Origin of the sequence: Stenotrophomonas maltophilia group sp. msm1, assembly GCF_032025805.1 — a bacterium.
GTDB lineage: Bacteria > Pseudomonadota > Gammaproteobacteria > Xanthomonadales > Xanthomonadaceae > Stenotrophomonas > Stenotrophomonas hibiscicola.
In genome coordinates this window covers 1,555,041-1,567,109 of record NZ_JAVSKH010000002.1, presented here as the reverse complement: position 1 = coordinate 1,567,109, position 12,069 = coordinate 1,555,041, and the positions used below count along the sequence as shown (strand labels likewise).

The following is a 12,069-nucleotide window of genomic DNA, read 5'->3' as shown; positions in this document are numbered from 1 at the left end:
GGCAAGGGTAGCGCATCGGCGCCGGGTATCATGGGGACATGGCAAAACTCCTGCTCAATCTGCGCAATGTCGGTGACGACGAATACGCCGATGTCTGCACGCTGCTCGACCAGCACGGCATCGCCTGGTACCGCACCGAACCCAGCCCCTGGGGCATTTCCAACGGAGGCCTGTGGCTGCGCGAGGACGCCGATCATCCACGTGCGAAGGCGCTGATGGCGGAGTACCAGGCCGAACGCGGGCCGCGCATCCGTGCCGAGCGTGAGCAGGCATTGCGTGATGGCACGGCGGAGACCTTCGGCAGCCTGTTCCGGCGGCGGCCGCTGTTCGTAATGCTGGTGCTGCTGGGGATGGCCGCTGCCGCTGCGCTGGTGCTGCTGCCGTTCGTGCTGTTGCGGGGGTAAGGGGTTTCGGCCGGGTTGCACCCGGCACCCGCAGACGCAACGGCGACGTCAAAAGCCGGGCTTCAGTGGGAGGGTGGGGCGGTGTGGGGAGGCGGGGGACGGCAAACGCTGCTCCTGCGTGCCTCGTAGAGCGCCATCCATGGCGCTCTGCGCCCCCGCCTGCCCACACCGCCCCACCCCTGACAGATTCCGGGTGTCTGCCGGGCTTGGGGTCGGATCCCTCTGCTGCGCAGAGGGCACTGACCCCTGAATCTGTCTGTGCGGGCGGGAGGCGCTAAAATGGCGGGATGATCGCCAATACCGCTGCCTACCATTTCGCCGTCATCGACGCCCCTCAGGCCCTGTGTGACCAGCTGCTGGCGCGTGCCGAGGCGGCACAGCTGCGCGGCACGATCCTGGTGGCGGGCGAGGGGCTGAACCTGTTCCTGGCGGGTGCGCCAGAGGCGGTCGAGGGTTTCTACGCAGCGCTGCGCTCTGACGCGCGCTTTGCCGATATGCGGGTCAAGACCAGCTTCAGCGAGCACCAGCCGTTCGCCCGGCTGAAGGCCAAGGTGAAGGACGAGATCATCAGCTTCCGCCGTGATGACGGCCAGCCGCTGGACTATCCGCGTGCGCCGGCGGTGGATCCGGCCACCGTTCAGCGCTGGCTGCGGCAGGGGCATGACGATGCCGGCAAGCCGGTGGTGATGCTCGACACGCGCAATCTGCAGGAAGTGGAGTACGGCACCTTCAAGGATGCGCTGGTGTTGCCCATCCACAAGTTCACCGACCTGCCGGAGGCGCTGGCGCCGCACCGCGAAGCACTGAAGGACAGCACCGTGGTCAGTTTCTGCACCGGCGGCATCCGCTGCGAGAAGGCGGCGCTGTGGATGGTCAACGACGGCATGGACAACGTGCTGCAGCTGGACGGTGGCATCCTCGGCTACTTCGAGGAAGTGGGCGGCGAAGGCTACGAAGGCCGCTGCTTCGTGTTCGATGAGCGCATTGCGCTGGATGCGGAACTGAAGCCGATGGTCGACCAGCCGTTGCCTGATCCGCGCCCCAGCGCGTTCTAAGCCGGGATGTCGATTCCCCGGTAGAGGCCGGCCGCTGGCCGGCTGCCAGGCACGTTGCCTGCCGGCCAGCGGCCGGCTCTACCGGATCAAGCGCAGCCAGTCGTGGACCCGCGCTGCGGGAATCAGCATCCTGCCACCGGCACTGGCCGCTGCGCCGGGTCGTCCCCATGCATGGGGGATCCTGTGACGGAAAAACGCCTGATGATCCCGTTGTCGATCCTTGACCTGGCCCCGGTCTGCGAGGGCAGTGACACCACCACCGCCTTTGCCAACATGCTGGAACTGGCCCAGCACGCCGATGCGCTGGGCTACCGCCGCTACTGGCTGGCCGAACACCACAACATGCCCGGCATCGCCAGTGCGGCCACCGCCGTGCTGATCGGCCATGTCGCCGGCGGTACCCTTCGCATCCGGGTCGGTGCCGGCGGCATCATGCTGCCCAACCATGCCCCGCTGCAGGTGGCCGAGCAGTTCGGCACGCTGGCCTCGCTGTATCCGGACCGGATCGACCTGGGCCTGGGCCGCGCACCGGGTACTGACCAGCCGACCGCGCGTGCATTGCGCCGCTACTTCGACAGCGCGGACCAGTTCCCACAGGACGTGCGCGAGCTGCTGCACTACTTCGAGCCGGTTCAGCCGGGGCAGGCGGTGCAGGCCGTTCCAGGTGGCGGCCTGCGGGTACCGACCTGGATCCTCGGTTCCAGCCTGTTCGGCGCGCGCATGGCCGCGTCGATGGGCCTGCCGTATGCGTTCGCCTCGCACTTCGCACCCGACGCGATGGACGAAGCCCTTGCTGTCTACCGCCGCGAGTTCCGCCCCTCGGCGGCGCTGAAGCAGCCGCACGCGATGCTGGCCCTGAACGTCGTTGCCAGCGACAGCGAGGCGGAGTCGCGCCGCCTTTTCACCAGCCAGCAGCAGAGTTTCGTCAACCTGCGTCGTGGCCGGCCGGGCAAGATTCCGGTACCGATCGACGACATCGAGTCCTTCTGGGAGCCGCACGAAAAACTGGGGGTGGAGCGGGCGCTGGCCTGCACCGTGCTGGGCGATCCGCAGCAGGTCGGGGAGGGCATCGCCGCGTTTGTCGAACGGCACAGGCCCGACGAGCTGATGCTCACCGCCAACCTGTACGACCACCGCGCGCGCTTGCGCTCGTTCGAACTGACCATGCAGGCCTGGCACGCCCGCCACGCGGGCTGAACAATTGCGTCACGGGCTGTTGCGGCCGTGCCCGGTCTGATGGGGGCTCATTCCGATGGAGTCCCCCACATGGCCGACACCCGTGCCGAACACGTCAACCAGCTGGCCGAACTGATCAAGGATGTGGAGGTGGCCATGTTCACCACCACCGGCGTCGACGGACGGCTCTACAGTCGGCCGCTGGCCACCCAGCAGGTCGCCTTTGACGGCGACCTGTGGTTCGTCATCACCGCCGACAGCCCGAAGGTGGCCGAGATCGCGCTCGACCCGCGGGTCAACGTGGCGTATGCCTCGCCCTCGAACAACACCTATGTCTCGGTGGCCGGGCGTGCCCGCGTCGTCGATGACCGCGCGAAGATCGAGGAGCTGTGGTCGCCGGCGATGAAACTGTTCTTCCCGGGTGGCAAGGACGATCCGAACCTGCGCCTGATCCACGTGCGCGCCGAGAGCGCCGAATACTGGGATGGCCCGGGCACGCTGCTGGGCAAGGCATTGAGCTTCGTGCTGTCGGCGGTGCAGGACGAACCGGCGGCGCTGGCCGACAACGGCTTCATCGATCTTCGGTGATGACCGATGTCCGGTATTGGTAGTGCCGGCCGCTGGCCGGCAACCCTGGAAACGTGGCAGCCGGCCAGCCCGGCTCTACCGGATGCCGCTTCAGAACCAGCGCTGGAACAGCTCCACTGTATAGCCCACCAGCTGCCCCGAACTGAAGCCGAAGAACGCGATCGCCACCAGTGCGGCGATCCAGTTGAACAGCATCAGCGCACCATCGCGTTCCAGCAGCGCCAGCGAGAACAGCAGCAGCTGGAAGCCGAACAGGAAGTTGGTGAACGGAATCGGCAACGACAGCAGCAGGCCCAGCAACACCAGCAGCAGGCCAGTGAACGCGTGTGCGGGCAGCGGTGTCAGCAGCTGCGGCAGGCGTGGCTTCAGCATCCTGTCCAGCCGCCGCAACGGGCGATCGATACGGTCCAGGAAGCGGTGCATGGTGCCGCGCTTCGGCCCGCGTCGGGCAATCAAACCGGGCAGCCAGGGGCGGCGCAGGCAACACAGCATCTGCAGGCCGATCAGGACCACCAGTGGGCCGCTGACCGCCCCCCCCATGCCCGGGATCGGGATGAACGAGGGCAGGATCGCCACGAACAGGAACACGCCGAACGCGCTCTGCTGCAGGTTGCTGAGGATCTGGCCGAGCGGCATGTGCTCGGCGGGATCGCCGGAGGCGAACATCTCCAGCAGGGTGCGGATGCCCTCGTTGCGGTAGGCCGCGCGCTGAGCGCCCTGGCCCTGGCCGGTCTCAGGCGGTGAGCTCATCGGCCTGCTCGTCGGACAACGTGCGCAGCAGCAGCTTGTCCACCCGCGCACCGTCCAGGTCGACCACCTCGAAGCGCCAGCCGGCCCAGTCGAAGTACTCGCCTGCGTGCGGGATGCGGCCGAAGTAGTGGATGCACATGCCGGCCAGCGTGTAGTAATCGCCGTCCTCGGCATCGGGCAGGTCGTTGCTTCCGATCAGCTCGCGCAGGTCTTCGATCGGCAGCGAGCCGTCCACCAGCAGCGAGCCGTCCTCGCGGGTCACCACCAGGGCGTCCTCGTCGGCATTCTCGACCGCCTGCAGGCGGCCGACCACGGCGCCCATCAGGTCGCTGATGGTCACCAGGCCCTGGATCTCGCCGTACTCGTCCACCACCAGCGCCATCGACTGCTGTTCCTCGCGGAAGATCTCCAGCAGCTTCATCGCGTGGGTCGATTCGGAGACGTACAGCGGTTCGCGCAGGGTCTGGAACAGCGCGTTGTCGCCGCGCGCCATGCGCGTGGCCAGCGATTTCAGCTCCAGCACGCCGACCACGTCCATGTCGTTGTCGCGGTACACCGGGTAACGGGAGAACTCGTGCTCGGCCATGATGTCCAGATTGCGCTCCAGCCCGGCCTGGGTGTCGAGCCAGGCGATGCGGTTGCGCGGCGTCATCAGGCTGTCGGCGGTGCGGTCGCCCAGGCGCATGACGCGGTTCATCATGTCGCGCTCGTGGGCGTCGATCACGCCGGCCTCGTGGCTCTCGGCCACCAGCATCCGGATCTCTTCTTCAGTCACCTGCGCGGCCTCGTCCTTGCCCAGGCCCAGCACCTTCAGCACCAGCTGGGTGGTCTTGGACAGGAGCCAGACGAAGGGCAGGGCGAGCCTGGCCAGCCAGCTCATCGGCATCGCGACCAGGCCGGCAATGGCCTCGGAACGTGTCAGGGCCAGGCGCTTGGGCACCAGTTCGCCGAAGATCAGCGTGATGAAGGTGATCAGCGAGACCGCCAGGGCGGTGCCTACTTCGCGCGCGTACGCAAAGCCGGGCATCAGGCCCTGCAGCCAGCCGGCGATCGCGTCGCCGATCGCATCACCACCGAGGTAGCCGGTGAGTACGCCGATCACGGTGATGCCGATCTGCACGGTGGACAGGAAGCTCTCCGGCTTCTCCGACAGCTCCAGCGCCTTGGCGGCGCGCTTGGAGGTGGCGGCCATCTGCTTCAGGCGGCTCTTGCGCGAGGTCATGACCGACATCTCGGACATGGCGAAGAAGCCGTTCAGCAGAACCAGCGCGAAGACAATCAGGATCATTTCAAACACGGGCGTCGTCCCCGGTTGGTGGCAGGGAGGGCGGGTGCTTGCGATGGCGGCAGGCGCTCAGGAACGGGGTCCGGCGCGGCGCAGGGGGATAAGGGTCGTCGTCCATAAGGTGCGCCTGAAGGCGCGCTGGCATCTTAGCAAAGGGGCGTGGCAGGGTGGCAACCGCCTGTTCAGGTTGGGGCTCCCAGAGCCCGGAAAGGGCGCGGGGATACCCGTGATGGTCATCTAGCCGTCATAATTCGCTCTGGTGCCGTCCTTCCCGCGACGGCTGACAGGTTTCTCAATGTTCTCTCTGCAGACCATTTTCGGTTCCGGCAAACAGTTCTACACCCTGCTCGATGAGGCTGCTGTCGCGGCTTCCGATGCCGCCAAGGCGCTGCATTCCATGCTGCGCGAGGCCGACCGCCAGCCCGCGCTGGACGCCTTCAAGCTGGCCCGCCTGCGCGAACGCGCGGCCTCGGACAAGATCAGCCAGGCGCTGGTGGACAGCTTCATGACCCCCATCGAGCGCGAAGACATCGAAGCGCTGGGTTCGGCCCTGTACAAGATTCCGAAGCAGATCGAGAAGTTCGCCGATCGCTATTCGCTGGCCACGACCCACCTGGAGCACATCGACTTCGCGCCGCGCGCGGCGATGCTGGAACAGGCCGCCGGCGTGGTGGTGGAGATGGTGGCCGACCTGCGCCACATGAACCTGGACCGGATGACCGCGCTGAACGAGAAGCTGCGCTCGCTGGAGAACGAGGCCGACCGCCTGATGCTCGAGCTGTACCGCGACATCTACTCCGGTCGCCTGGACAACCTGCAGATGTTCCTGCTGAAGGAGTTCTTCGAGATCCTGGAAAAGGCCATCGACCGTTGCCGCGAGGCTGGCGTGGTGGCGTACCAGATCGTGTTGAAGAACAGCTGACGGACGCCGCCGCATGTTGACCCTTGTCCTGGTAGTGATCCTGGCCGCGCTCGTCTTCGAGTTCATCAACGGCTTCCACGACACTGCCAATTCCATTGCCACCGTAGTGGCGACCAAGGTGCTCTCGCCCGGCTGGGCGGTGATGCTGGCCGCCTTCATGAACCTCATCGGTGCGCTGACCGGTACGGCGGTGGCGCTGACCATCGCCTCGGGCCTGCTCAACACCAACGTGGTGGAAGTCACCCCGCAGGTGATCCTGTGCGCGCTGCTGGGCGGCATCATCTGGAACCTGATCACCTGGTGGAAGGGACTGCCGTCCTCGTCCTCGCACGCGCTGATCGGCGGCCTCTGCGGCGCCGGCCTGGCTGCGGCCCACAACAACTGGGATGCCCTGATCTGGTCCGAGCGCCTGGGCAGCTGGGCGCAGAACAAGGGCCTGCTGTGGAAGGTGTTCGTGCCGATGATCACCTCGCCGATCGCCGGCTTCCTGCTCGGCATTGTGGTGATGGTGCTGCTGTGGGCGCTGATCGCCGGCCTGGCCAAGGTCGGTGGCGCCATCGGCCGCCTGGCCCGCCCGCGCATCGTCAATGCCTTCTTCGGCAAGGCGCAGATCGCCTCGGCGGCCTACATGGGCTTCGCCCACGGCCACAACGACGCGCAGAAGACCATGGGCATCATCGCGATGACCCTGATTGGTGCCGAAGCCACCGGCGCACTGAACGATCTGCCGTCCTGGCTGGCCTTCATGCACCCGGACGCGCACGCCGGTGACGGCATCGCCATGTGGATCGTGCTGACCTGCGCGGTGGTGATGGCGGCCGGTACCGCTTCGGGTGGCTGGAAAATCATCAAGACCCTGGGCCACAAGATGGTCAAGCTGCACCCGATCCACGGCTTCGCCGCGGAGACCAGCTCGGCCACCATCCTGACCCTGGCGGCCCACTTCGGCATGCCGGTCTCGACCACGCACAGCATCTCCACCGCGATCATGGGTGTCGGCTTCGCCAAGAACCCGCGTTCGCTGAAGTTCGGCGTGATCGAGCGCATCGTCTGGGCCTGGATCCTGACCATCCCGGCGGCCGGCGGCTGTGCGTACCTGATCCTGAAGCTGTTCGAGCTGTTCGGCTGGACCTGATCGCCACGCCAGGGTTGCAAACGAAAAAGCCCGCCATATCAGGCGGGCTTTTTCATGGGCAAGGATTTTTCCGCACCCACCGTGTCGACCAAGGTCGACACCTACCTGAGCAGAACCAGGGTCAGAGCCCGTTGCCAAACAACGGGATCCGCCCCCGTGCCTACCAACGGTCGGCACCTACCAACAGCGCCCGGAAACTGTCGAAGGCGGGGTGGGGTGGGCAGGCGGGGGCGCAGAGCGCCATGGATGGCGCTCTACGAGGCACGCAGGAGCAGTTTTTGCCGTCCCCCGCCTTCCCATCCCACCCCGCCATCCCACGGAATCCAGGCCTTTGCAGTCGCAGCTGCAGTTGCAGTTGCAGTTGATCCAGCGGGTGCCGGGCCGCAGGCCCGGCCGCCCCCACCCATCAATTACGCTGGAACAGCGCCTTCACATCATTCCGGAACGCCGCCTGGCTGTCGGCCCGGCTGTAGAACATGTGCCCGCCCGGATAACTGCGCACCTGCACCCGGTCCGGATTGCTGCCCATCGTCGGCATCTGGTCCACGGTCAGGATCGAACCCATGAACGGGCACGACAGGTCGTTCCAGCCATGCACGATCAGCACCTGCAGGTGCGGGTCGATCGCCACGGCCTGGCGCAGCTGGGTCACCGCGCCATCGCGCAGCTCGCCATTGCGGTCCCACAGCCGGTTCACGTCGTAGTTCAGCGCCTGGTACCGCGCGTCCACCTTCCAGCCGACCACGCGCGTCACGAAGTCGACCATCGCCGTGGTGGTCGGCGCGATGATGCTGTCCAGCAGCGGATCGTTGGCGCGCTGCTCCGGATCGTTCGGGAATGGATCGAACGCGGTCACGTTGGAGTCGTAACGGCTGCCCAGCGTGCCCTTGCCGCGGAATACTTCGCGCAGGTAGGCCTGCGTTTCCAGGCGGCCACCGGCACGGCGCACGAACTGCGGCTCCAGGCCGGTCAGTTCGGTCACCCGGCGCAGCATCGCCTCGGTTGCCTGCGGATCGCTACGGCCTTTCATCAGGGCGGTGGCGTAGTCGCCACGGGTGTATTCCACTACTTCGCGCATCGCTGCATCGGTCAGTTTGCCCTGGCGCTCCAGGTGCGCGGCGGCGATCGACGGCAGGGTCTGCATCCACGCCATCGGCGAGACATCGGCGTTGTCTTCCAGGGTCGGGCTCAGGTACGGCGAGACCAGTACCAGGCCGTTCATCGCCACGCCCAGCCGGGTCTGCAGGTAGTGGGTGATGCGCGGGCCGCGATAGCCGCCGTAGCTCTCGCCAGTCAGGTACTTGCGCGACGCCATGCGCTGGTTGCGCAGCAGCCAGTCGTAGATCGAGCGTGACAGGTATTCGATGTCGGCGCTGGGGTTGTACAGTGCCTTCTTCGCTTCATCGTCGCCGATCCGCGCGCGGCTGAAGCCGGTGCCGACCGGATCGATGAACACCAGATCGGTGAAGTCCAGCCAGGTGCCGGGGTTGTCGTGCAGCGTGGCCGGCGCCGACGCGCTGTCACCCTCGGAGCCGAAGGTCACCACCTTGGGCCCGATCGCGCCCATGTTGAGGTACACCGACGACGCACCGGGGCCGCCATTGAGCGCGAAGGTCACCGGCCGGTCCTTGCCCGGCATCGTGTAGGCGGTGAACACCACATCGGCGATCACATTGCCCTTGGCATCGCGTACCGGCAGGGTGCCGACGGTGGCGGTGTAGTCCAGGGTGCGGCCGGCCAGGCGCATGCTCTGGCGGGCTGAGGCGTCTGCGGGCAACGCAGGTGCCTCGGTCTTGTCGTCTTTCGGATCGGGCTTGGCGTCGGCATCAGGCGCGGCCAGCACGCTGGCTGGGGCGATGAGCAGGCCGACGCAGAGCGCGGCAGTGTGCAGCAGGGACTTCATGGCACCGGGTGGGCAGCGGAAGGGGATTCCGATGCTAGGCCGGTGGCGGCCCATGTCGTATGTGTCCAAAGGCATGGCCGTGCGTTGAGCCCGCTACTGGCCAGATTGGGTCAAGCGGGCAGGGTGGCGGCCGCTTCGTCATCGGCCAGCAGGCCATAGACGGCCGAGTCGGCCAGTTCCCCCTGGATCCGCCAGCGCTGGCGCAGCACTCCCTCGCGGCGGAAGCCCAGGCGTTCGAGCACGTGCGCGGAGGGTGCGTTGCGCGGGTCGATCTCGGCTTCCACGCGATGCAGGTGGAGGGTGCCGAACAGGTAGGCCAGTACCTGCTGCAGGGCCTCGTGCATGTAGCCCTGGCCCTGGCGATCCGGTGCCAGCAGGTAGCCGATCTCGGCGCGTGCCGCATCGCGGTCCAACGCAAACACCACGCAGATGCCCAGCAACGGGCCGTCCAGCGTTTCGCGCACGGCCAGCTTGAGCTGGGTGCCGGTGGCCTGTGCCGCCAGGTCATCGTCGATCTGCGCGCGTGCCTCGGACGGTCGTGTCCATGCAGGATGGTTCCAGAACCGCATCACGTCCGGATCGGACTGGATTGCGAACAGGGCGGCCGCATCGTCGCGGCGGATCGGGCTCAGGACGAGGCGCGCGCTGTGCAGCGGCAGGCCGGGAAACAGCAGGGAGTGGCTGGCCAATACGTTGGTCCACACGGATGGACGCGCATTATGGCGCCGCCGGGTTTGCCGATGGGAGTGGGATCTCTGTAGAGCCGAGCCGATGCTCGGCTGCCCGGCACGGCGCGGAATGCAGCCGAGCGTGGGCTCGGCTCTACAGGAGGGCTGCGGGAGTCAGACTTCCAGCGAAGCCAGGTCGCCCTTCGACTCCAGCCAGCCCTTGCGGTCGGAGGCGCGCTTCTTGGCCAGCAGCATGTCCATCAGCGAGCTTGTCTGCTCGCGATCGTCCACGGTCAGCTGCACCAGCCGGCGCGTATCGGGGTGGATGGTCGATTCACGCAGCTGAGGCGGGTTCATCTCGCCCAGGCCCTTGAAGCGGGTCACGTTGATGGCGCCCTTGATCTTCTCGCGTTCGATCTTGTCCAGCATCGAGCGCTTTTCTTCCTCGTCCAGGGCATAGAACACCTGCTTGCCCACGTCGATGCGGAACAGTGGCGGCATGGCCACGAACACGTGGCCGGCATCGACCAGCGCAGGGAAGTGCCTGAGGAACAGCGCGGTCAGCAGTGTTGCGATGTGCAGGCCGTCGGAGTCCGCGTCGGCCAGGATGATGACCTTGCCGTAGCGCAGGCCGCTGATGTCGTCCTTGCCCGGGTCGCAGCCGATCGCGATCGCCAGGTTGTGCACTTCTTCCGAGGCCAGCACGCTGTTGGAGGAAACCTCCCAGGTGTTCAGGATCTTGCCGCGCAACGGCATGATGGCCTGGAAATCCTTGTCGCGGGCCTGCTTGGCGCTGCCGCCTGCCGAATCACCTTCCACCAGGAACAGCTCGGTGCGCGACAGGTCCTGGCTGATGCAGTCGGCCAGCTTGCCGGGCAGGGCCGGGCCCTGGGTGACCTTCTTGCGGACGACCAGCTTTTCGGTCTTCAGGCGGGCGCTGGCGCGCTCGATGGCGATCTGCGCGATCTTCTCGCCCAGCTCCACGTTCTGGTTGAGCAGCAGGCTGAAGGCATCATGGGCGGCACCTTCGATGAAGCCGGCCGCCTGGCGTGAGGACAGGCGTTCCTTGGTCTGTCCGCTGAACTGCGGGTCGGTCATCTTCAGCGACAGCACGAACGACACGCGGTCCCACACGTCTTCCGGGGCCAGCTTGACGCCACGCGGCAGCAGGTTGCGGAAGTCGCAGAACTCGCGCAGCGCCTCGGTCAGGCCGGTACGCAGGCCGTTGACATGGGTGCCGTGCTGGGCGGTGGGGATCAGGTTGACGTAGCTTTCCTGCACCAGCTCGCCTTCCGGCAGCCAGGCCACTGCCCAGTCCACGACCTCGGTGTCCTTCTTCAGGCTGCCGACGAACAGCTCGGCCGGCAGCATCTCGCGATCACCCAGCTCCAGCTTCAGGTAATCGCGCAGGCCGTCTTCGTAGTACCAGGTATCGACTTCACCGGTGGCTTCATCGGTCAGCTTCACGGTCAGGCCCGGGCACAGCACGGCCTTGGCGCGCAGCAGGTGCTTGAGCGCGCGCACCGCGAACTTCGGCGTATCGAAGTACTTCGGGTCCGGCCAGAAGCGCACGCGGGTACCGGTGTTCTTCTTGCCGACGCTGCCAACTACTTCCAGCGGTGTGGCGCGGTCGCCATTGCGGAAGGTGATGCGGTGTTCGGCACCGTCGCGCTTGATGTGCACTTCCACCAGGGTCGACAGCGCGTTGACCACGCTGACGCCGACGCCGTGCAGACCACCGGAGAAGGTGTAGTTGTTGTTGCTGAACTTGCCGCCGGCATGCAGGCGGGTGAGGATCAGCTCGACGCCCGGGATCTTTTCTTCGGGATGGATGTCCACCGGCATGCCGCGGCCGTCATCGCTGACCTCCACGCTGCCGTCCTTGTACAGGGTGATCTCGATCGAGCGGGCGTGGCCGGCGAGGGCCTCGTCCACCGAGTTGTCGATCACTTCCTGCGCCAGGTGGTTCGGGCGCGCGGTGTCGGTATACATGCCGGGACGGCGCTTGACCGGGTCAAGGCCGGACAGGACTTCAATATCGGCGGCGTTATAACGGGCGTTCATCTGTCTTCGAAAGCTTGGAGCGACGGGCAAGTGTGGGGTCTGGCACGGGATTTTGCACGCCTGCGGTTCAGTCTCGGCGACGCAGAGGGGGTAAAATGGCAGCCGCTGGAATCTGAACG

The 12,069-nt window shown here is 66.5% G+C and carries 11 protein-coding genes; 6 read left to right on the top strand and 5 right to left on the bottom strand.

All coding sequences use genetic code 11. The features are described 5' to 3' along the window. The first annotated feature begins 38 nt into the window (after positions 1-38). The 4 genes from ROV95_RS14865 to ROV95_RS14850 all read left to right on the top strand — a co-directional run bounded on the left by ROV95_RS14865 (position 39) and on the right by ROV95_RS14850 (position 3,223). Entirely contained in the window at positions 39-404 is a 366-nt protein-coding gene (locus ROV95_RS14865) for a DUF6164 family protein (protein WP_021204401.1), read from the top strand. 287 nt (positions 405-691) lie between these two features. Beyond that, positions 692-1,459, top strand: coding sequence for a sulfurtransferase (locus tag ROV95_RS14860; protein ID WP_019658894.1), 768 nt, complete (start codon positions 692-694; stop codon positions 1,457-1,459). A 201-nt stretch (positions 1,460-1,660) separates the two neighbouring features. Continuing rightward, a complete protein-coding gene (locus tag ROV95_RS14855) occupies positions 1,661-2,656 on the top strand; it encodes an LLM class flavin-dependent oxidoreductase (RefSeq protein WP_312545059.1) in 996 nt (331 codons plus the stop codon). Between the two features lie 69 nt (positions 2,657-2,725). Then, a complete protein-coding gene (locus ROV95_RS14850) occupies positions 2,726-3,223 on the top strand; it encodes a pyridoxamine 5'-phosphate oxidase family protein (RefSeq protein WP_111103060.1) in 498 nt (165 codons plus the stop codon). Positions 3,224-3,313: 90 nt separating this feature from the next. On the opposite strand, the gene ROV95_RS14845 is transcribed toward ROV95_RS14850, so the two are convergent. Both ROV95_RS14845 and ROV95_RS14840 read right to left on the bottom strand, forming a co-directional pair. Then, positions 3,314-3,973 carry an exopolysaccharide biosynthesis protein gene (locus tag ROV95_RS14845; protein ID WP_111103058.1) on the bottom strand — a complete coding sequence of 220 codons (660 nt, stop codon included), beginning with the start codon at positions 3,971-3,973 and terminating at the stop codon, positions 3,314-3,316. Then, a complete protein-coding gene (locus ROV95_RS14840; protein WP_005416017.1) occupies positions 3,957-5,261 on the bottom strand; it encodes a hemolysin family protein in 1,305 nt (434 codons plus the stop codon). Before ROV95_RS14840 ends, ROV95_RS14845 begins: the two co-directional genes overlap by 17 nt. A 292-nt stretch (positions 5,262-5,553) precedes the next feature. On the opposite strand from ROV95_RS14840, the gene ROV95_RS14835 reads away from it, so the two are divergent. Together ROV95_RS14835 and ROV95_RS14830 are read left to right on the top strand one after the other, a co-directional pair. After that, positions 5,554-6,180, top strand: coding sequence for a DUF47 family protein (locus ROV95_RS14835; protein WP_004152833.1), 627 nt, complete (start codon positions 5,554-5,556; stop codon positions 6,178-6,180). 13 nt (positions 6,181-6,193) lie between these two features. Further along, positions 6,194-7,315, top strand: coding sequence for an inorganic phosphate transporter (locus ROV95_RS14830; protein ID WP_019658889.1), 1,122 nt, complete (start codon positions 6,194-6,196; stop codon positions 7,313-7,315). A 406-nt stretch (positions 7,316-7,721) separates the two neighbouring features. Here the strand turns inward: ROV95_RS14830 and ROV95_RS14825 are convergent, their stop codons facing one another. From ROV95_RS14825 to parE, 3 genes are all read right to left on the bottom strand, one after another. Then, positions 7,722-9,218 carry a S10 family peptidase gene (locus ROV95_RS14825; RefSeq protein ID WP_312545056.1) on the bottom strand — a complete coding sequence of 499 codons (1,497 nt, stop codon included), beginning with the start codon at positions 9,216-9,218 and terminating at the stop codon, positions 7,722-7,724. A 110-nt stretch (positions 9,219-9,328) separates the two neighbouring features. After that, a complete protein-coding gene (locus ROV95_RS14820; protein WP_019658887.1) occupies positions 9,329-9,907 on the bottom strand; it encodes a GNAT family protein in 579 nt (192 codons plus the stop codon). Between the two features lie 153 nt (positions 9,908-10,060). Then, positions 10,061-11,950, bottom strand: coding sequence for a DNA topoisomerase IV subunit B (gene parE, locus ROV95_RS14815; protein WP_019658886.1), 1,890 nt, complete (start codon positions 11,948-11,950; stop codon positions 10,061-10,063). Positions 11,951-12,069 lie beyond the last annotated feature (119 nt).